This window comes from Klebsiella sp. CN_Kp104 (genome assembly GCF_040064515.1).
Lineage (GTDB): Bacteria > Pseudomonadota > Gammaproteobacteria > Enterobacterales > Enterobacteriaceae > Klebsiella > Klebsiella aerogenes.
On the sequence record NZ_JBEAII010000033.1, the window covers coordinates 22461 to 41706 of the forward strand.

The 19246-nt window shown below is 57.0% G+C and carries 20 protein-coding genes; 8 read left to right on the forward strand and 12 right to left on the reverse strand.

Going from position 1 to position 19246, the window contains the following annotated elements:
* Positions 1–163: 163 nt before the first annotated feature.
* The 7 genes from ABLU80_RS17535 to dagR form a co-directional block, all read right to left on the reverse strand.
* Complete coding sequence (locus ABLU80_RS17535; protein WP_348850256.1) at positions 164–910, reverse strand: 2-dehydro-3-deoxy-phosphogluconate aldolase; 747 nt, start codon at positions 908–910, stop codon at positions 164–166.
* Entirely contained in the window at positions 897–2006 is a 1110-nt protein-coding gene (locus ABLU80_RS17540) for a DgaE family pyridoxal phosphate-dependent ammonia lyase (protein WP_348850257.1), read from the reverse strand. Before ABLU80_RS17540 ends, ABLU80_RS17535 begins: the two co-directional genes overlap by 14 nt.
* A 3-nt stretch (positions 2007–2009) precedes the next feature.
* Positions 2010–2870 (reverse strand): PTS system mannose/fructose/sorbose family transporter subunit IID, encoded by an 861-nt coding sequence (locus tag ABLU80_RS17545; RefSeq protein WP_162182316.1) that lies wholly within the window; start codon positions 2868–2870, stop codon positions 2010–2012.
* The gene (locus ABLU80_RS17550) at positions 2867–3616 is read right to left on the reverse strand and encodes a PTS sugar transporter subunit IIC (protein ID WP_015368463.1); all 750 of its coding nucleotides are present in this window, start codon (positions 3614–3616) and stop codon (positions 2867–2869) included. The genes ABLU80_RS17545 and ABLU80_RS17550 overlap by 4 nt, the downstream gene beginning before the upstream one ends.
* 25 nt (positions 3617–3641) lie before the next feature.
* Positions 3642–4127 carry a PTS system mannose/fructose/N-acetylgalactosamine-transporter subunit IIB gene (locus tag ABLU80_RS17555; RefSeq protein ID WP_015368462.1) on the reverse strand — a complete coding sequence of 162 codons (486 nt, stop codon included), beginning with the start codon at positions 4125–4127 and terminating at the stop codon, positions 3642–3644.
* Between the two features lie 10 nt (positions 4128–4137).
* Positions 4138–4566, reverse strand: a complete 429-nt coding sequence (locus tag ABLU80_RS17560) for a PTS fructose transporter subunit IIA (protein WP_020079721.1) — start codon at positions 4564–4566, stop codon at positions 4138–4140.
* A 119-nt stretch (positions 4567–4685) separates the two neighbouring features.
* A complete protein-coding gene (gene dagR / locus ABLU80_RS17565; RefSeq protein WP_348850268.1) occupies positions 4686–7487 on the reverse strand; it encodes a transcriptional regulator DagR in 2802 nt (933 codons plus the stop codon).
* Positions 7488–7664: 177 nt separating this feature from the next.
* On the opposite strand from dagR, the gene fosA reads away from it, so the two are divergent.
* On the forward strand, positions 7665–8084 hold the full coding sequence (gene fosA, locus ABLU80_RS17570) for a FosA5 family fosfomycin resistance glutathione transferase (RefSeq protein WP_348850259.1): 420 nt from the start codon (positions 7665–7667) through the stop codon (positions 8082–8084).
* A gap of 158 nt (positions 8085–8242) precedes the next feature.
* On the opposite strand, the gene ABLU80_RS17575 is transcribed toward fosA, so the two are convergent.
* The 3 genes from ABLU80_RS17575 to ABLU80_RS17585 all read right to left on the reverse strand — a co-directional run bounded on the left by ABLU80_RS17575 (position 8243) and on the right by ABLU80_RS17585 (position 12349).
* The gene (locus ABLU80_RS17575; RefSeq protein ID WP_213796628.1) at positions 8243–9586 is read right to left on the reverse strand and encodes an APC family permease; all 1344 of its coding nucleotides are present in this window, start codon (positions 9584–9586) and stop codon (positions 8243–8245) included.
* Complete coding sequence (locus ABLU80_RS17580; RefSeq protein WP_046883369.1) at positions 9576–10493, reverse strand: acetamidase/formamidase family protein; 918 nt, start codon at positions 10491–10493, stop codon at positions 9576–9578. The genes ABLU80_RS17575 and ABLU80_RS17580 overlap by 11 nt, the downstream gene beginning before the upstream one ends.
* A 443-nt stretch (positions 10494–10936) precedes the next feature.
* Positions 10937–12349, reverse strand: coding sequence for a PLP-dependent aminotransferase family protein (locus tag ABLU80_RS17585; protein WP_015368456.1), 1413 nt, complete (start codon positions 12347–12349; stop codon positions 10937–10939).
* Between the two features lie 177 nt (positions 12350–12526).
* On the opposite strand from ABLU80_RS17585, the gene ABLU80_RS17590 reads away from it, so the two are divergent.
* From ABLU80_RS17590 to ABLU80_RS17620, 7 genes are all read left to right on the forward strand, one after another.
* Complete coding sequence (locus tag ABLU80_RS17590; protein WP_021468364.1) at positions 12527–12691, forward strand: DUF1127 domain-containing protein; 165 nt, start codon at positions 12527–12529, stop codon at positions 12689–12691.
* A 147-nt stretch (positions 12692–12838) separates the two neighbouring features.
* A complete protein-coding gene (locus tag ABLU80_RS17595) occupies positions 12839–13303 on the forward strand; it encodes a MarR family transcriptional regulator (RefSeq protein WP_015368454.1) in 465 nt (154 codons plus the stop codon).
* 6 nt (positions 13304–13309) lie between these two features.
* Entirely contained in the window at positions 13310–14377 is a 1068-nt protein-coding gene (locus ABLU80_RS17600) for an HlyD family secretion protein (RefSeq protein ID WP_015368453.1), read from the forward strand.
* Positions 14367–15431 carry a DUF2955 domain-containing protein gene (locus ABLU80_RS17605; RefSeq protein ID WP_015368452.1) on the forward strand — a complete coding sequence of 355 codons (1065 nt, stop codon included), beginning with the start codon at positions 14367–14369 and terminating at the stop codon, positions 15429–15431. Before ABLU80_RS17600 ends, ABLU80_RS17605 begins: the two co-directional genes overlap by 11 nt.
* Before the next feature lie 420 nt (positions 15432–15851).
* Positions 15852–16535 carry a nucleoside recognition domain-containing protein gene (locus ABLU80_RS17610; protein WP_348850260.1) on the forward strand — a complete coding sequence of 228 codons (684 nt, stop codon included), beginning with the start codon at positions 15852–15854 and terminating at the stop codon, positions 16533–16535.
* Positions 16528–16995 carry a YjiG family protein gene (locus ABLU80_RS17615; protein ID WP_063446285.1) on the forward strand — a complete coding sequence of 156 codons (468 nt, stop codon included), beginning with the start codon at positions 16528–16530 and terminating at the stop codon, positions 16993–16995. Before ABLU80_RS17610 ends, ABLU80_RS17615 begins: the two co-directional genes overlap by 8 nt.
* A gap of 20 nt (positions 16996–17015) precedes the next feature.
* A complete protein-coding gene (locus tag ABLU80_RS17620) occupies positions 17016–18119 on the forward strand; it encodes a M20 peptidase aminoacylase family protein (protein ID WP_047075879.1) in 1104 nt (367 codons plus the stop codon).
* A 93-nt stretch (positions 18120–18212) separates the two neighbouring features.
* Here ABLU80_RS17620 and ABLU80_RS17625 read toward each other — a convergent pair whose 3' ends face one another.
* Positions 18213–18482 carry a DUF3343 domain-containing protein gene (locus tag ABLU80_RS17625; protein WP_047080321.1) on the reverse strand — a complete coding sequence of 90 codons (270 nt, stop codon included), beginning with the start codon at positions 18480–18482 and terminating at the stop codon, positions 18213–18215.
* Entirely contained in the window at positions 18479–19246 is a 768-nt protein-coding gene (yjiL, locus tag ABLU80_RS17630; protein ID WP_348850261.1) for a putative 2-hydroxyacyl-CoA dehydratase activator YjiL, read from the reverse strand. Before yjiL ends, ABLU80_RS17625 begins: the two co-directional genes overlap by 4 nt.

Consider the following 19246-nt stretch of genomic DNA (forward strand, 5'->3'; position numbering starts at 1 on the left):
GACCAGACGGTATGATTATTCTTGATCGCTATCAATATGAGAGGGCGCTTTGCACGGCGGGATGCGGTTATTGCGTGGAGGCTCACAGATTGACAGTGACCTTCAGCAGATCAGGCAGTTAGCGCGTGCGGTAATAGTGGCCTACATCGCACGCGCGGGGGGATTAATCGACCAGTTGCTTGACGATGTTCATCAGAGCATGGACATCTTGCGGGCGGGTATTGCCGCTTTGCGGATCGATAATGGAGCTGTACACGTGCGGCATGATCTGCGCGACGCCGGCCTGCAGGCAGGTTTGCAGAATCAGCGCAAAGTTATCGAGATCGATGCCCCCGGTGGGCTCAATCAGCGTCATACCGTTTTCTGCCGCGCTTTGGGCGAGCGCTTTCAGCTCCGCCAGCGACTTTTCGCCCCCCATCGGGAAAAATTTAGCCGCGTGCGCGCCCATATCCTGCATCATTCTGACCGCCGCATCGCAGGAAACCTGGGCCGGGATGCCCTTGGCGCTGCGCACGCCGGTGGAGATACGTACTTCACCGGGCGTGCCGCTGGGGCTGACCAGCGCATTAATAAAGGTTTGCTGGCCTCCGGTCGCCGCCAGCGCCCCGGCGGCAAAGCCGCTGCCGGTGAAGGTCTGGTTGACGTGAGCGGGGTGGAGCTTTGCGGCGATCATTGCCGCTTTGTAAAACTGCGCCGGATCGCCGGCGCCGAGACCGACGGAAATAGAAGGCACTTCCGCCATCCAGCGGCGCACTTCTGCAACGCCTTGCTCAACGTCGGTAAATTGCGCCGAGAGTACGCCAATCACCGCGTGCCCTTCAGCGGCGTCATAGATTTCCCGGGCGTTGGCGATATCCTTCGCCAGCACGTTAATCGCCACCCGCTGGCGATAAAAGTTAATCCGCTGCATGCTGCGTAATCTCCTGTAAGCGCGCGACGATGAGCGACATTTCTCCTTCGCCGACGGTGCGGGGGTCAAGGCTAAAATGGCCCTCATGCAGATAGTAGCGGCGGGCGTAAATAGCGATATCGCCGCCGCGTAGCTGGGCTTCAACCTCACGGGCGCTGAGTCCCAGTTCATTGGCGTCGACGCTGACCCGAATGCGCCAGATGGCGCGACCGGCTTCATCCTGCTCGATATCGGCGCACAGGCCGGGTAGCGCGGAAATCGCCTCGGCGAATGGACGCAGCGCGGCGGCGTCAGGCGCCGGCGCCGCCGTCCGGTAACGGTCCAGCGCGTAGACGAGACCGACCATATTCTCTTTGCCGATTTTCATCGCCCGTGCGATACCGTGGTGCTGGGCTTTACAGGCGGCGATCCAGTTGCGCTTGCCGCTAATAAAGCCTGAGGTTGGGGCGTTAAAGGCTTTCGCCCCGCTGTAGATAACCATGTCCGCGCCGCTGGTAACCCACTGGCGCAAGTCTTCTTCGGCGGCGGCATCGACGATCAGCGGCAGATTATGCTGGCGGGCAACCTGCACGAAATCGTCAATACCGAGCATGCCTTTCTGCACGCAGTGGTGCGATTTCACATACAGAAGCGCCGCCGTGCGTGCGTTCACCGCGCTCTCCAGCTGCCAGCGCGCCGCCAGATTGCTGGAGCCGACTTCGACAATGCGCCCGCCGCCGAGGCGGATGGCGCTGGTGATTGGCGCGCCGTAATCGACATTATGCCCGCGCAGTATCACTATCTCATTCGGGTACTGGCTGCTGTCCGGCATCTGCGCCACCTTTTCCGGCTCACCGCGGGTGATCGCCGCCGCGACGGCGATAGCGATCCCGGCGGAGGCGCAGGAGGTGATATAGCTGTCTTCCGCGCCGGTGTGGGCGGAGACCAGCTCGCCAGTGCGGTCGGTTAATTTATCGATTTCGACGAAGGCCCCCGCCGCCTGCGCGGTGGCTTGCATCACTTGCGGGTCGACGGCGGACACGCCGAGGATAGTCATTTTGCCGCAGGCGTTAATCACCCGTTTTAAGCCCAGTTGCTGGTAGATGTTGCCGTTCATGATTTACAGCACTCCCAACAGCGAGCAGACGATGCTGATAGCGACGATTGACAGTAAAATGGTGGTGTAGCGCGGCCCTTTTTTCAGTAAGTAGAAATAGATAGCGAACACCGCCGCCAGCGGCAGCAGGCCGGGGGCAATCGAGTCGAGGATCTGCTGGACCACCACTTCCGAGCCTTTAAGCGCGCTGATTTTCAGCGGGGTGGTGATTTTGACGTAGCTTGCCGACAGCGCGCCCATCATGATGAGACCCAGCACGTTGGCGCCGTAAATCAATTCTTTAATTCGCCCCCCTTGCAGCAGGCCGATAATGGAGTCACGGCCCAGGGTGTAGCCTTTATGCACCAGTCCGTAGCTTATCGCCATGGTGATCGCCGGGTAGAGGATCAGCGGGGCGATCCCGCCGAACGCGCTGCCGCTGGCTGCGAAGGGGATGAAAATGGCAATCAGCAACGGCATCACCGCGGCCCAGATAATCGAGTCGCCCATCCCGGCTAGCGGCCCCATCAGGCCGGTTTTGATCCCGGTGATTGAAGCATCGCTGATCGGCTCGCCGCGGGTTTTCTGCTCTTCCATGGCGATGGAGATACCCTGGATAACCGAGCCGAAAGTCTGTTCCGAGTTAAAGAAGTTCAGGTGGCGTTTGAGCGCCTCGGTCTGCTCCTCTTTTTCCGGGTATAGCTTTTTGATAATGGGCGTCATTGAGGCGCAGAAAATCAGGCTCTGCAGACGTTCGTAGGAGCTGGATACTTCCGCCCCCAGCCAGTAAATCAGCCAGGCCTTGGTGATATCGGCTTTGCTCAGCGCCTGGGTTTCGCGGGCGCGTTCAACCAGTTCATGTTCCATTACATCGCTACTCATCATGCAGCTCCTTCATTTTTGGCCAGGCCTTTAATCAGGAAGGCGACGCAGGTGCCGAAAATCGCCATCGCCATGATGTCCACCTTCAGGTAGAGCACCGCGAAAAATCCGCCGATAAACCACGGCAGCAGGCTCTTTTTGCCGATCACCATGATGGTGATGGCAAAGCCCAGCGCCGGCAGGATACCGCCCATAATTTCAAACGAGTGGGTCAGCCAGTGCGGCATCAGTTTGAGGAATTTTTCCACTACACTTTGGCCAAAGTAGTTGGCGGCGAAGACCACCGGGAAGCGCAGCACCAGCCCCAGCAGCGCCGGATAGATAAAGGCGCAGCGCATGATGCCCGCCATGTTGGCGCTTTCGGCGTGTTTGTCGGCCATATGCACCCACGCGGCGTTGAGCGTGCGGCGCAGCTGATCGAGGAATACCCCGATGACGCCAAACGGGATTGCCAGCGCGATCGCCAGGTTGGGCTCCATCCCGGCCTTCACGGCGATCGGAATGGCGATACAGGCGGCCAGCGCCGGGTCCGACGGCACGTTGCCGCCAGGCGTGGAGGTCACTCCAAGATAGACCAGCTGCATACCCGCGCCGATGATCATCGCGGTTTTCATATCGCCCAGCAGCAGGCCGACGAATACGGCGATCACCACGGGCTGCAGCAACATGGCGGAGAAGGTATAGCCTAAACGTAAGCGGGCGAACCAGTAATACAACCCCATCAGGCTCGCAAAAAGTAAGGTATCCATAGTTTTTTACCTTTTTATCAACTGGTTAGAATTTTTTCAGGATGTCGTCCAGTGACTGTGGTTTATCTTCCGGGATGGTCTGAAAGAACACCTGAATGCCGCTATCTTTCAGAGCACCGAGGATGCCGACGTCTTTTTCATCAAGGGTGATGTTCTGGAACACGGCCTTGCGGTTCGGCCCGCCGCCCAGCCCGCCAACCTGAATCGTCTGCACGTCAAAGCCCAACTGGACGGCTTCCTGAACGGCCGACAGCGACGGGAACAGTACCAGCACATTGCCATCGCCGAGCTGATTCTCTTTCCAGGCGGCGGCGAAGCTGGCGTTGCCGTAACAGTCGACTTTGATGTTCGGCGGCGCGGCCATTAAATAGATATTTTTCATAAACGGATCGGCATCCAGCTCGTCGCTGACCACGGCGATACGATTGGCCTGCGACTGGCCGACCCATTTGGTGACGACCTGACCGTGGATCAGACGGCTATCGATACGACATAAAACGATTTTTGCCATGATGGGCTCCTTAAGAAGTTAACTGGTTCACGTGAGCGACAACGTCGCGGCAGCTGCTGCGTCCTGCTTCAACCAGCGCATCAACGCAGCCGGTGAGCGGACCCTGTTCGCGCAGATCCAACGCCTCCAGCAGCAGCGAGGCGTTAAGCCCGCAGACGACGGCGATGGGATAATCCGCGCTCAAGCGCGCGGCGACGTTGGAGGTTGTGCCGCCGAGAAAATCGGTCAAAATCAGCGATCCTGCAGGCATCGCCTGCACGGCCGCTTCGACGCGCTGATAAAACTCGCCGAGGGTATCGACCGGCATAAGCGCGATTTCGCTGACGCCGGCGATTTCGCCGGTCACCATGCGCAGACTGTCGCAAAGTTGCGTGCCCCAGCCGCCGTGCGTCAGCAGCAGAATCTGGGGTAACTGGGTGGTAGGTTCAGTGGATGACAAAGTGGCCTCCTGGCGCCGAATCGTTGACGCACTAATAAGAGCAAAGCGCGTGCCACAATTTGTGTCATCTACCAAAGAGGAAAGGGCTGGCGGGCCGCAAAGCCGCGCCAGAACAGGCGTTAACTAAATAATAATTCGTAGATATAAATGTACTCGGCATCGGATAAACGGATGGCGTAGGCCTCTTCAACCGGATGGAAAGCCGATTTGATGACACTAAATGCCTGAGCGTCCATATCCGGCCGCGTTTCCAGCGCCATCTGTAACGGTTTACGGTTAATCACGATACGCTCGACCATACAGCAGCAGTGGATCAGAAAGCGTAGTGTCACCTGGCGGTTAGGCGCGATGGCCAGCGTGTTCCTGAGCTGATTCAGGATCCCTTCCATTTCTTTTAATATGCGCTGCGGATTGAGCACCGAAATATGGTTGATAATGCTTTCCATGGTCAGGGCGCTGATAAACCGTGAAGCGCTGCGCTCCATCTCCAGACGACGTTCACTGCTGGACAAATCGGGGGTCAGCAGGCTGAGCACCAGCTCCGGCCCCTGCTCGGAAAACAGCTCCTCCAGCGAGATAAACGGGATATCGGGCAGCCCCGGCTGGAATGTCCCGACAATACCCGCCAGCCGTTCATGCGCCCTGATCGCCTGCTGCAGGCGCTCCGGGCTGCGAACTTCGTTGTAATCGAGGATAACCATCCGGGTATCCTGCGACATCAGCTCGCCAAAGCTCTCCTCCAGCACCTTTTTGATTTTTTCCGCCGTACCCATGCCGGTAATGCAGGAGATCACCAGCACCTTGCCGGCGTTCTCCTGCTGCGGTGTGCACAGCTGGCTGGCGATGCCTTTTTCCTGCATCAGATTGACCAACCGCGGCAGATCGCCGGTTTCGTAGCTGAGATCGAGACCGATCTCCAGCAGGCTGGTCAGGGTGATATTCGGCATCAGCAGGACATCAATCTGGAACAGTTTGCTGATGGTGCTACCGAAATGGACCAGCGATCCGATGTCAACCATCAGGATCAGCCGCTGCCAGCCTTTGCTGTGGATCAGTTGGATCAGTTTTTCCAGCGTATCGTGCACCGATTGCTCGAACGGCATGTCGATAGCGTTGAACAATTCGCGCTCCAGCACCCGATTGACGTACTGCGCCATGCTGGTGGCCGTGGTGGCGCCATGGGCTATGAGGATCGCCCCGCAGTCCGGGCTGGCGTTGATGCGCTGGCGGTAATGGCGGCACTCTTTGAGGAACAGGCACAGCCAGACCACCTCGGTGGCCGGGCACTGGATATGCAGCAGATCGTTGATCTTCTTGCACAAGAGAGTGGCATTATCGTACTCATCTTTGCAGCGATCGAGGATCAGGCTCGAAGAGTATAACTGCGGGATCAGGCCGCGTTGTACGTAGCTGATGAGAGCGAGAAAGTGTTTACGAAGCGGGTTGACCAGGTTTTCCGGCAGGGCGAAGCCGAGTACCTGCTCAACGTAACCGATCAGCAGATCCACCCGCTCTTCAATCCGATCGCCATAGCGCGGGGCATGGCTGGCGTTATCGCGGCTATAGAGGCCATATTCAAAAATCGAGCTGAGCTTATTTTTAAGGATCGCCAGCGTCTCGGCGGGCGGCACGTTGCTGTTGCGCAGGTTAACGTACTCGCGAGTCAGGAAGCTGTAGAACAGGTCGCTCTCCTCGACGCTGTCATCGGCCTCTGAACTTTTCAACTGCGGAAGAGTACGGGCATCGATGTTTAGCAGGGGACGGCCGTTAAACAGCGCATCGACCAGCTGTCGCTGCTCCGGCGTGGCATTGATTGGGCCGTCCGCCAGTTTGCTATCCAGTAGCAATACTTCGTTATGGGCCGCCATCCCCGAGGCCCATGCCTGGGCGCACAAAAACTGGATATCGCTTTTGAGCTGGCCGATATTGCCCTCCAGCGGCTTGTTCAGCAGCCATAGCAGCAAGGTTTTATCGATACTCACCGTGCGTTCGATCTTGCGGCTTTCACGTTGTAAAAAGCCGATGATCAGCTCAATCTGCTCCTCTACCGAACGCTGGCGAATACCGGGTAGATCGATGGTGACCTGAATACGGCGCTGGAAGGTGCGTAATAGCGATGAACTGATGGGCTCGGTGGTGGCGCAAATCAGACGTACGGCGATATTGCGCGCCGGGCCGCTGGCGCCGAGCGGGCGATATTCGCCTTTATCCAACAGCGAGAAGAGCTTTTCCTGCCCTTCATAGGGCAGGCGATGCACTTCATCCAGCAGCAGATAGCCGCCGTCGGCCTGTTCGATTAGTCCGCTTTTGTTTTCCGTCGCCCCGGTAAAGGCGCCCTGACGGTGGCCAAAGAGATGCGATGACAGCAGTTCCGGGTTGTTGGCGTATTCGGCGCAGTTGAAGTAGACCAGCGGCGGCCGTTTTTCACCGGCATGCTCGCAGGCGTAGCGGTGCATCAGCTCGGCAAAAAAGGTTTTACCCACGCCGGAGGGGCCGGTCAGCAGGACGTGCAACCCATGGGGATACAATACCGCGGCTTTACCCTTTTCCACGGCATCGTGCAGGCTGCGATCGTGGCCGATCAGCATGGCGAACGGGTCGACAGCCTCATTGTTATCTTGTGGCTGCGGCAGGAGATCGGCGAGCGTTGCCGGCTCGCGTTCGCTTTCCGTCAGCGTACGGTCGAGCAGCGTTTCCGTCGTCCGGCGATGTAAAAAGAACACCGGGCGGCCGCGCGTTTTAATCACCAGCCCGTCGCTCCATAGCTGATTGAGATCTTTACTCACCGAGTTGCGCGCCAGCCCGAGGTTAAAGCCGATTTGCTCTGCGGTAAAGGCGTTCGAGCCCCTGGCTAAATCGTCCAGCGTCACGGCCTGGCTCAGCCTCTCCAGCTCCCGCAGTACTATCTCAATACGTCTCATCTCGTTACCGGGTTGTTCAATGTTGATAGTTGAGAACATACACTATTACGCGGCGTCAGAAAGAGACCGGGGGCGAAGTTGCCAGTCTTAGCGGCCAGCAGGATGTCCTTTCGCTGCCACAATGGTGGTTTAGGGTGGGATTGGGTATGGTTAGCGCATCTCACCGGAGGAACAGATATGTTGAGCGGATTAAATCATCTGACCCTGGCGGTCAGCCAGCTGGCGCCGAGTGTGGCGTTTTATCATCAGCTACTCGGCATGACGCTGCACGCGCGCTGGGATAGCGGCGCGTATCTTTCCTGCGGCGATCTGTGGCTGTGCCTGTCGCTGGATCCGCAGCGGCGCGTCACTCCGTCGGAGGAGAGCGACTACACCCATTATGCGTTTAGCATCAGCGAGGCGGATTTCGCCAGCTTTGCCGCCCGTCTTGAGGTCGCTGGCGTAGCGGTATGGAAGCTAAACCGTAGCGAAGGCGAATCGCACTATTTCCTCGACCCCGACGGCCACAAGCTGGAATTGCACGTCGGCAGCCTCGCCCAGCGCCTGGCCGCCTGCCGCGAGCAGCCGTATAAGGGGATGGTGTTTTTTGGCGAGTGATAGAGAGGCTCCCGGAGGCGGCGCTTGCCGCGCCTTGTCCGGGCTACCGGCCCGCAAACGGCTGTGAACCAGTAACCCCGCTAAGCGCAGCGCGAGCGGGGAAATACTCAGGGGCTACCGGGCCCGCAAATAGCGGCGAGCCCGACGCCCGGTGGTGTTTACCCTTCCAGATTCAGCTCCACGCTGCGCTTAAGCACCAGGCGCATAATGGCGTAATACACCACGCCGACGGCCAGCCAGCTCAGGCCGAGCACTTTGGCTTCAACATCCATCTCATAAATGACAAAGCCGATAATGCACAGCCCAATCACCGGGAAGAGCAGGTGCATCACCAGATTGCGCGACTTTTGGCGAATCAGATAGTGGTTGATCACCGCCACGTGCAGCACCAGGAAGCCCATCAGCGCGCCGAAGTTCACCAGCCGACTGAGGTTGTCGATATCGCCGTAGAACCAGAGACCGGAAACCAGTGAAATCAGCGCGACAAATAAGGTACTGACATACGGGGTTTTCAGGCGCGGATGCACCTTCGCCAGCAGCTGCGGGAGCTGCTTATCGCGGGCCATCGCAAACAGGATGCGTGAAACCGCCGCCTGAGCAACCAGCGCGTTGGCGATCCCCCAGGAAATCACCGTGGACCACATGGTGACGTATTTCAGCCATTGGCCGCCGGCCAGATTGGCGGTGTCGTAGAACGCGGTATCGAGGCTGCCAAATTTCATACCCTGCGCCAGGTCCGCGGCAATCCAGGTCTGGACAATGAACAGCGTACCCACCAGCATCAGGGCGCCTAACGAGGCCTTGCCGACGGTATCGACGCCGCCTTTGGTTTCTTCCGACAGCGTCGATATACCATCGAAGCCGAGGAAAGAGAGCACGGCAATCGAGACTGCGCCCATCACCAGCGGCAGGCTGAATTTATCGGCATTATACAAGGGGTCGAGCGTCAGGTGGCCTGCCCCGGCTCCGGAATAAAGCGCAATCAATCCCAGCACCACAAAAATAGTGAGCACCACGATTTCAGCAACCAAAATGGTATTATTCGCCCGCGCGGTAAAGGTAATGCCGCGTAAGTTAATCAGGCTGTTAATCGCGATGAAGCCGATAATCCAGACCCAGCCCGGAACGCCAGGCAGCATCGGCCCCAGCGCCGCCGCGCTGACGATATACAGCAGCGATGGCACCAGAATGTAGTCCAGCAAAATCAGCCAGCCGGCAAAAAAGCCGACGATAGGGTGTATTCCGCGCTGAGCGTAAGCGTATACCGAACCGGAAACCGGGAATGCGCGCGACATCGACCAGTAACTCATGGCGGTGAAAAACATTGCCACCATGCCGATCAGATAAGCCAGCGCCACCATGCCCTGCGCGCCATCCCAGACGTAGCCGAAGACGCCGAAAGGGGCGATGGGCACCATAAAAATCATGCCGTAAACCAGCAGATCGCGGAAGGTCAGCGCTCGATGGAGCTCCTGTTTATAGCCGAACTGTTCAACGCTCATGCTTGCCCCCATCAATCGACAGAGAAAGCTGTTCGGCGACCGTTTTCGGCAGCGCGTAGCGGCAGGTTTTCAGCGGATCAACGACCTGGCAAATTTGTAGGTCTCCGGCGATGCTCAGCACGTTGATCGCCTCAGCCAGCGTTAATGCGGTATTGTCGGCGATGAAATGGGCCATATTACGTGCCGCAAGGGCTGCCGCATCGTCGAGGGTAACGGCGGAGGCGAGGGTGAAAATCGTTTCGTTGTTTTCCAGCATCGGTAAGGGGAGCTGACGGTTTTTAACAACGGTTAACTCAACGAGGACTTCGCCCGGCACTTCCAGACCGCAGACAGACACTTCGCCATCCCCCATCGCGGCGTGTAAATCGCCCAGCCCGAATAGCGCGCCAGGCACGTTGACCGGCAACCACAGCGTGCTGCCGGCGGCGATCATTTTGCAGTCCATATTGCCGCCGTGACTATCCGGCGTGCCGCAGGAAATGGGTTCTCCTGCTGGAGCAACGCCAATGACGCCGATCATCGGCTTCAATGGCACGCGCACGTTCCCCGGGAGGACCGCATGATCCTCGACGATTGGGACGATGGTGACTGTGGGCTCATGCAGTTCATCGCCAATGACGCCGAGCTGCGGCGCGGTCACCATCACCGCCTGTTGAGCCGTCAGGGTGATGCGTTTGATGCTGACTTTTAAGCAATCGCCCGGCTCTGCGCCTTCAATAAAGACGGGGCCGGTTGCTGGGTTAATGCGCTGCCAGTCCAGTTCATTAAAGACGGCATCGGCTGAGGTAATTTGGTCGGAGAAGCAGTCGCAGGTTTCGAATAACACTTCACTTCCACTGTTGACGGTGGCGACAGGAACGTTATCGCGCGACATGGCGTAAACCACCCGATCTTTGGTTATTTTCATTAGATTCATCCCGATAATATTGTTGTGTTTTTTTATTTGGTATTTCCCGTCGGGGAAAGGGTGAATGTATCGGGAATATCGCAGGAAGGCAATTATGAGTGGCCTAAGAGTGTTTGCGGTGATTATTATTTAAAATCAAAACTTTATACTTAGTGTCTTAAATATAATAAAGTGGTGTATCTGATGTTTTTTTGTTTATTGTCTTATTCACTATAGCTAATTTCCTGATTTTTACTGCTCACCTGCTTATTTTGCAGCATATTATGCCAAGTATAATTAAATTGGCGATCCGCGAGATACACCCATAGTAATTATCAATAACTCTTACTATTTTCGCCAGCACTTCGACTGAGCAGAGAAGAAGATAGCACTCTCTTGCCTGGCAACGAACTGGCGCAGGGTGATAAACCCATCGCTCCGGTGAGTACAGCGTCAGCGGAAAATCACTCCATCGCCACCTTCACCGCTTCCCCCAGCTTCACCATCACCTCTTTATGCTTCTCGATCGGCGGCAGGGCGCAGTTGATCCTTAAGCAGTTACGATATTTCCCGGATGCCGAAAACAGCGATCCCGGCGCGACCTGGATCTTCAGCCGACACAGCTGCTTCGCAACGCAGACCATATCAACCTGTTCCGGCAGCTCGACCCACAGCATAAAGCCGCCTTTTGGCCGGGTGACGCAGATGCCGCAGGGGAAAAACTCCCGCAGCCAGCAGGTGTAGATCTCCATATTACGCTGATAGATCTGCCGCATCCGCCGCACGTGGCGGTGGTAATGGCCTTCGCGAATAAAGTTACAGGCCGCCAGTTGGGTGGAAGGGACGTTGGTGCCGCTGGCGGCGTACTTCATCTGTAGCAGGCGATCGTAGTAGCGTCCGGGGGCAATCCAGCCGATGCGCAGGCCGGGGGCGATAGTTTTGGTAAACGAGCTGCAAAGTATCACCCGACCGTCGATATCCCATGAATGAATCGTGCGCGGGCGCGGGTATTCGGTCGCCAGCTCGCCGTAAATATCATCCTCGAAAATCACGATATCGTGGCGCTGGGCAAGAGACAGCACCGCGCGTTTGCGCGCGTCAGGCATGATGTATCCCAGCGGATTGTTGCAGTTAGGCACCAGGATCACCCCTTTGATTGGCCACTGATCCAGCGCCAGCTCTAAGGCCTCAATGCTGATCCCGGATTCCGGATCGGTTGGGATCTCAATGGCTTTCAGCCCCAGGCCGCGCAGTATCTGCATAGTGCCGTAGTAGCAGGGGGATTCGACAGCGACGATATCGCCGGGATGACACACCGATAGCAGCGCCAGCGATAATGCGTTGTGGCAGCCGCTGGTGATCAGTAGATCGTCGGCGGTGACGACTGACCCGCCGTCGAGCATCAGGCGGGCGATCTGTTCGCGCAGTTCGCGACGCCCGGCCAGCTCGTCGTAGTTAAGCACTTCGCTCAGGTTGTGCTGAATTGCCCGGCTCAGTTCGCGCCAGATAGGCTTAAGGCTTGGTTGGGTGACGTCCGGCGAACCGCCGCCAAAGGTGATGATCGATTTATCGTTGCGCGCATCGAGCATGGTCAACACCTGGTCCCACTGGGTGATCTCCACCGGGCGCTGCACCGGGCGCGACATCGGCGGCACCGGCGCCTGGGCTTTGCGCGGGGCGACGAAATAGCCGGAGCGCGGCTGCGGCACGATCAGCTGTTGCTGTTCCAGCGTCTGGTAGGCCTGCTGAACGGTACTGATGCTGACGCCATGCTCCTGGCTCAGGTTGCGCACCGACGGCAACTTTTCGCCGTGGCGATACAGCCCTTGTTCGATACGCTCAGCCAGCAGGCTGGCCAGATGTTGATAACGGGTCATGCTGTATCCTTAATTATCGCCATACAGATAGATAAACCAGTACAGATGGCGGTCAAAAATGGGGCATGGTGTACGTTTTAGCCAATCTGTATGTTAAAGAAAAGTGTTTTGTGAATCTGTATTGTTCTGGCCCGGATCCGTGAAGATAAAGCCTCTGGCAAGGCGAGGAGGTAGAGGATGGAATTTCACGAGAATCGGGCAAAACAGCCGTTTATCGGCTGGGTATTTCTGGTGCGAGCGATTAGAAAATGGTGGCTTCGTGGGCAAACGCGCAAAATATTGCAGCGAATGAGCGACGAACAGCTGAAAGATGTCGGGTTGCGCCGGGATCAGATTAATTAAAAAGTGCGTTTTGTAGCCCCGGTAAGCGTCAGCGCTACCGGGGAATTACATTCACAAAATTTATCAATTGATGCTTCTACATCCTTCGTTTCTTGATACTTACCCTGATAAGTATTATTTTCCCCACAGCTAAGTGAGGAAAGTAACATGACCGAAGACGAACTGTTTGCCCGCCGCCCGATGGGGATGCGTATGGCGATGGTGGTGCGCCAGTGGCGCGCGATTATCGACAGCGCCATTACCGATACCGGCCTGACCCAGTCAAGCTGGACGGTGCTGATGCAGCTGCATCAGCTGGGGTGCAACGTCTCGGTAAGCGAACTGGCGGAAGTGCAGGGTATTGAACTGCCGCCGCTAATGCGCACCCTCACGCAGCTGGAAAAGCAGGGGTATCTACTGCGCTCAACATCGCCATACGACAAGCGCATCCGCCTGCTTACGCTGACGGCAGAAGGCCGTACCATCCTGGAAAAGCTGAACCGCGTCATTGAGACTTATCAACGGCGCGTGACGGAAACCATCCCCGATGCGGATCTCGACACCTTCAGCGCCACGTTAAATCAAATCGCCTGCAACTTGCGGACAATCCGCGAAGAAGATAACAAGATCTAAAACACTATGATGACGCCAGAACAAAAATTTGCCCGCTGGGTAAGGGTAAGTATTGCCGCTTTCCTGGTGATATTCGCCTGGTTTATCGTTGCCGATATCTGGATCCCGCTAACCCCGGATTCCACCGTGATGCGCGTGGTGACTCCGGTCTCGTCGCGGGTCTCCGGCTACGTCTCGCACGTCTACGTGCACAACAATAGCCAGGTGAAAAAAGGCGACCTGCTGTATGAGCTCGATCCCACGCCATTCATTAATAAAGTTGAAGCGGCGCAAATCGCCCTTGAACAGGCCAAACTGAGTAACCAGCAGCTGGATGCGCAAATCGCCGCCGCTCGCGCCAACCTGCGCACCGCGCAGTACACCGCGCGTAATGACAAAGTCACTCTCGACCGCTACCAGCGCCTGAGCACCATGCAAAACGTGTCGCAATCGGATCTCGATAAGGTGCGCACGACATGGCAGACCAGCGAACAATCGGTCAGCGCCCTGAATGCGCAGATTCAGAACCTGCTGATCCAGCGCGGCGAGCGCGACGACAAGCGCAACGTGACGCTGCAGAAATACCGCAACGCGCTGGAAGAGGCGCAGCTCAACCTCGGCTGGACCCAGGTGCGCGCTGAGACCGACGGTATGGTCAGCAACCTGCAGCTTAATCCGGGAATTTACGCCACCGCCGCTACCGCCGTGCTGGCGCTGGTTAACAACAATACCGATATCGTCGCCGACTTTCGTGAAAAAAGCCTGCGCCATACGGCGGTGAATACCGATGCGGCGGTGGTTTTCGATGCCCTGCCGGGTAAAGTGTTCCCGGCGCACGTGACCAGCAGCGACGCCGGGATTCTTGCCGGTCAGGAAGCGGTGAATGGCCAACTGTCGCAGCCTGAGCAGTCCACACGCTGGGTGCGCGATGCGCAGCGCATGCGGATTCACGTCGCGCTGGATCAACCTTTGGATAAGCCGCTGCCGACCGGCGCCCGCGCCACCGTCCAGTTGTACAATAGCGACGGCCCCTTCGCCCGCACCTTTGCCGGCCTGCAGATCCACCTGGTGAGCTGGTTGCACTATGTCTATTAACACCCTGGCGCACGTCTTTACCCCGCACGGCAATATCGTCTATACGGCCAATGATTTTCGTCAGACGGTACGCATTGCCGTCGCCGGGACCATCGCGCTGAGTATTTCGACCTTCTACGACGTGCAGTACGGCGTGTTTTTCGTCGTTTATCCGCTGATGCTGATGTCGTTGGTGCCGGTGTTCAACCGCCACGTCGCCCGGCAGTTTGTGTTCAGCGCGGCGGTCAATTGCGTCGAAATGGTGCTCATCGTTGGCTATCTGTCGCAGTGGCCGGTGATCATGACGTTAGTTGTGTTCGGCCTGTATGTGATGCGTTTTCGCTTCATGAGCCAGGGGCCGCTGTTCCTGCTGGGTTCGATGGGCGTGGTGTGCCAGAGCACGATGCTCAATTTTATGAGCTATCCCACCAGCAACTGGCACACGCTGATGTTCTCCAATATGGAGGCCTGCGTGATGGCGGTGGCGCTGAGCGCGCTGCTGCACTACCTGATCCCGGATGTCGAACCGCGTAAGCCGCCGCCGCGCATAGAGAAAGACGCCGCGCGGATCCGCCATGAATCGCTGCTTTCCGGCACGGTTGCGACCATTATCTTTGTGATCTTCCAGATCTGCGATCTGAGCGATTCGCTATCGGCGCTGATGGCCGGGGTACTGATCCTGTTCCCGATGCATTATCGCGGCGCGGTAATCAGCTCGATCTGGCGTGTGGCGGGGGTGGTACTGGCTTGTCTGTACATTCTGGTGGTGCAGCTGATTATCTATGATTTCAGCAACCACATGATCCTGATGATGCCGCTGATTGGTCTTGGTCTGGCCTTTAGCGCCCGCCTGCACGTGATGGAAAAAGTGGGCGCGGGCGTGGGATTCGCCAGCATCACCACTATCGGTATTATGTTTGGCCAGAATCTGCATCCGAATCAGGATCTGGTGTTCAGCGATCTGTACCGTATTACTTCAGTCACGGTATCGCTGGTGGCGACGCTGACCATGGTGTTTCTGGTCCATCGGGTACTGAACTGCTTCGCGCCGACTCGCTTTGTAGTGAGTGAATGATGTCACATCGTCAGGCCCTGCTGGCAATGGGATGATCGCCAGGGATAGCCCGCAAAATGCCGTGGGCTATCGCTTCCCGGGCGGCAAACTCAGTCATAATAGATCCCCACAATATCGGCTTCCCGGCTAGTTATAGATAATCATTATTCGTGCAGAAAATAGAAAAGGAGAAAAAACGGGAGTAAACCATCATGAAAATAAGGCAGTAGTCGCAGTGGTTGCCAAAAATAAGATATCGATATGCCACAAAAAAGATAAATAAGTAAGGCGCATGCATTCTGATGAATTTTCGGAAAAAGGGACGTGTCTTATTTATTGCAGGGTGTCTTATATCAACGTTATAAATCAAAAAGGCAATACATTAAAAAGCGGCCAAATTGCAAACAACTGAACAGATATTTCATGATGTGAGGATAGGGTATGAGTGAAAATAAAACGTTGGAACGTTCCTCCAACGACGCAACAACTGAGTGGCGGGTTGGGCCGGGAGCATGGATCTCGCTGGTCGTGGTGTTATTAGTCTTCTCCGGGCTGCTTTTTAAAGTGGAAGGAATGGCCTGGCTGGGGGCCTTTGACTTCACCACCTTGGGCGGCGCGTTTGGCACGATGAAGACCCCGGAAACCAATACTTTCATCGGTAGCGGCGGCATCAGCGCTAAGGCCGGTTTCCTGTTTGCGCTGTCGCTGGTTCCAACGGTGATGTTGGCGCTCGGGTTGCTGGAAATTTTTACCCACTATGGCGCAATACGCGCGGCGCATAAACTGTTGACGCCGCTATTACGTCCGTTACTGGGGATCCCGGGTTATACCGGTTTGGCGCTGATTACCGATCTACAAAGCACCGATGCCGGCGCCGCGTTGACCAAAGAACTGTATGACATTAAAAAAATTAGTCGTAAAGATGTGGTGATCATGGGGGCATGGCAATATTCCGGCGCCGGTCTGATTAATAACTATTTCTCAATTGGTTCAGCGCTTTTTGCATCATTAACCATTCCTATTATTATTCCGCTGCTTTTAATGTTTGTCCTGAAATTCGTTGGTGCGGCAATCACCCGTTTGGTTTTAAATACCGCCTACAAAGGGGACTTTGATAATGAATAATTCGCCAAAAGTCGCCAGTAACCCGTTTGATATTTTTGTTATTGGCGCACGTAAAGGATTTAATATCGCCATCAATAACCTGATGCCGAATGTATTAATGGCGTATGTGATTGCCGAAATGCTTAATTTGCTCGGGGTGATGCAGTTAATCGGCCAGCTGTGCGCGCCGCTGATGGGGCTGTTTGGCCTGCCGGGCGAAGCGATTACCGTGCTGCTGACTTCCTGGCTTTCCGCCTCGGCGGGGACCGGGGTTGCTGTCAGCCTGTTGAGTAAAGGCACCCTCAACGTGGTGGACATCACCATCCTGATCCCGGCAATCTTTCTGATGGGATCGCAGCTACAGTATATGGGGCGGCTGCTTGGGGTGGCGGATGTACCGAAAAAGTATTGGCCGCTGCTGATGGCGGTGAGCATTATCAACGCCGTCATCGCCATGTTGGTCATGCGCGTGATTGCATAATAAAAGGCAAGGAGTCAGTCGTGTCGCGAACGTTAGAACATTTCAATTATCTGCATCAAATTCCTGAGCTGGGCTTTGAGGAGTACAAAACTTCGGCTTACATCGGCGATACCTTAGAGGCGGCGGGATTCAGAGTTCACCGCCATGTTGGCGGGACCACCGGGATTGTCGCCGAAATCGATAGCGGCGAACCAGGGCCTGTGGTGGCGCTGCGGGCAGATATGGATGCGCTGGGCCATATTATCGATGGGCGCTTAGAGGCCCGCCATACCTGCGGCCATGATGGTCACTCCTCGGTGGTATTAACCGCCGCTGAAGAGATCCTCGCCGAGAGGCTGGTAAAACGCGGCAAGTTAAAAGTGTTGTTTCAGCCTGCCGAAGAGCTGGGGACGGGGGCGATGGCGTTAACGGAGGCCGGGGTACTGGATGACGTGGAAATGTTATTTGGCTTCCACCTCCGGCCACTGGAAGAGTGTCCGATGGGCAAGGCCGTTCCGGCGATGTACTACTCAGCCTCCGCGACGGTGATGGTTGATTTCCACGGCAAAGCCGCCCACGCCGCTCGCCCCCATCTGGGCATAAACGCGTTGGATGCCGCTTCGCATGCGGTACAGGCGGTGAATGGCATCCACCTGGCGCCTTCACTCACCTGGAGCGCGAAAGCGACGCGTTTTCTTTGCGATGCGGGCGTCACCAACTCTGTGCCGGAGAACGCGCACGTCTGTTGGGATCTACGCTGTGAGGAAAATGACGGCATGGCGACGCTCAAAGAGCGGGTGGTGAGAGCGATTGAGAGCAGCGCCGCAGCATATGGCGCCAGTGCGGATATCCGGATCGTCAAAGAGATGCCGGCGGCGATTATCGATGAAGACGCCACGGCTATCGTGAGCCAGGCGATTCGCGAAACCTTTGGCGAGGCTGGCTTAACGGCCGCGAAAAGTACGCCGGGTAGCGAAGACTTTTTTCACTATCTGCGTTTGCGCCCGGCGGTGAAAGGCGGCTTCTGGGGGCTGGGCTGCAACCTGCAGCCGGGCCTGCATCATCCGGAGATGCATTTCGATCGCGCCGCGCTGGCGGATGGCGTGCGGGTATTCAAATCCTGCGTTCGCCAGCTGTTGGGCTGAGGCTAAGCTGCCAGCCCCCGGGTAGCTGTTGGGCATTTGGTCGGTAGCCCCGGTAAGCGTAAGCGCTACCGGGGAAGAGTCCCGGATGTCGGCTTACGCCTCATCCGGGCTACCGCGGTGCGCATAGGTCGCCAACAGGTGATAGTCATTTCCGGCGACGCGAAACAGGGCTGCCGTTTCGCCGGGTATAACCCATCGTTGCTCATCGCCCGGCATGCAGCTCAGGTAAATGCACAACCCGCAGCCGCTGCGCAGCTGGCGGGGAATATCCTTCACCTCGAAGGTCATCGCTGCCGCCTGCAGGGCTTTGCGCATCCGCACGACGCCCGCCGTTGAATGGAATAAGAATAGATATTTGCTCATTCGCGTCTCCGCTGGCGCTGGCCGATCAGCGCCGCGCCGATCGCCCCGGCAAACTGAGCGTCGGGATGGGTCGCGACCGGCATGCCAACATGCTTCTCCAGCATGCGGGCGAAGGAGACGCAGTGGCTGACGCCGCCGGTAAACAGCAGCGGTCCCTGCGCCGATAAACGGCCAATAAAGTTCGCGCTGCGCCGCGCCATGGCGTTGATCACCCCGGCCAGAATTGACTCCGGCGCGACTCCGGTGGAACGCAGGCTGATGACTTCCGACTCGGCGAACACCGTACACATGCTGGTGATGGCGTGCGGTTCTACACCTTCGGTAATGGCGTCCAACTGGTCGACGCTGGCGCCGAGGGTCCGTGAAATCACTTCCAGAAAGCGCCCGGTACCAGCGGCGCATTTGTCATTCATCAGAAAATCGCTGAGGTTGCCCTGCGCATCCAGCTGAATGACTTTGCTGTCCTGGCCGCCGATATCAATCACCGTGCGGGTTTCCGGCGCCAGCAGGCGCGCGCCGAGCCCGTGACAGGAAATTTCGGTGACCTGTTTATCGGCAAAATCGACCAACTGGCGACCATAGCCGGTGAGGGTTAAGAAAGGCGTTGCCGCGAGGTCCGCGCGCAGCGTCTCCCAGGCCTCATGAATGGCATCGGCGGGGCGAAAGGGCGTCGGGCTGAGGAAACGGCGCACGATGGCGCCGTTTGCCAGCAGGATGCCTTTGGTGGCGGTGGAGCCGGAATCAATACCTACCGAGTAGATCAC

What these genes read in the sequence shown, in the direction of transcription:
- ABLU80_RS17535 (WP_348850256.1), bottom strand. Translation starts at nt 910, where the DNA reads ATGCAGCGGATTAACTTTTATCGCCAGCGGGTGGCGATTAACGTGCTG.
- ABLU80_RS17540 (WP_348850257.1), bottom strand. Translation starts at nt 2,006, where the DNA reads ATGAACGGCAACATCTACCAGCAACTGGGCTTAAAACGGGTGATTAAC.
- ABLU80_RS17545 (WP_162182316.1), bottom strand. Translation starts at nt 2,870, where the DNA reads ATGATGAGTAGCGATGTAATGGAACATGAACTGGTTGAACGCGCCCGC.
- ABLU80_RS17550 (WP_015368463.1), bottom strand. Translation starts at nt 3,616, where the DNA reads ATGGATACCTTACTTTTTGCGAGCCTGATGGGGTTGTATTACTGGTTC.
- ABLU80_RS17555 (WP_015368462.1), bottom strand. Translation starts at nt 4,127, where the DNA reads ATGGCAAAAATCGTTTTATGTCGTATCGATAGCCGTCTGATCCACGGT.
- dagR (WP_348850268.1), bottom strand. Translation starts at nt 7,487, where the DNA reads ATGAGACGTATTGAGATAGTACTGCGGGAGCTGGAGAGGCTGAGCCAG.
- fosA (WP_348850259.1), top strand. Translation starts at nt 7,665, where the DNA reads ATGTTGAGCGGATTAAATCATCTGACCCTGGCGGTCAGCCAGCTGGCG.
- ABLU80_RS17575 (WP_213796628.1), bottom strand. Translation starts at nt 9,586, where the DNA reads ATGAGCGTTGAACAGTTCGGCTATAAACAGGAGCTCCATCGAGCGCTG.
- ABLU80_RS17580 (WP_046883369.1), bottom strand. Translation starts at nt 10,493, where the DNA reads ATGAAAATAACCAAAGATCGGGTGGTTTACGCCATGTCGCGCGATAAC.
- ABLU80_RS17585 (WP_015368456.1), bottom strand. Translation starts at nt 12,349, where the DNA reads ATGACCCGTTATCAACATCTGGCCAGCCTGCTGGCTGAGCGTATCGAA.
- ABLU80_RS17590 (WP_021468364.1), top strand. Translation starts at nt 12,527, where the DNA reads ATGGAATTTCACGAGAATCGGGCAAAACAGCCGTTTATCGGCTGGGTA.
- ABLU80_RS17595 (WP_015368454.1), top strand. Translation starts at nt 12,839, where the DNA reads ATGACCGAAGACGAACTGTTTGCCCGCCGCCCGATGGGGATGCGTATG.
- ABLU80_RS17600 (WP_015368453.1), top strand. Translation starts at nt 13,310, where the DNA reads ATGATGACGCCAGAACAAAAATTTGCCCGCTGGGTAAGGGTAAGTATT.
- ABLU80_RS17605 (WP_015368452.1), top strand. Translation starts at nt 14,367, where the DNA reads ATGTCTATTAACACCCTGGCGCACGTCTTTACCCCGCACGGCAATATC.
- ABLU80_RS17610 (WP_348850260.1), top strand. Translation starts at nt 15,852, where the DNA reads ATGAGTGAAAATAAAACGTTGGAACGTTCCTCCAACGACGCAACAACT.
- ABLU80_RS17615 (WP_063446285.1), top strand. Translation starts at nt 16,528, where the DNA reads ATGAATAATTCGCCAAAAGTCGCCAGTAACCCGTTTGATATTTTTGTT.
- ABLU80_RS17625 (WP_047080321.1), bottom strand. Translation starts at nt 18,482, where the DNA reads ATGAGCAAATATCTATTCTTATTCCATTCAACGGCGGGCGTCGTGCGG.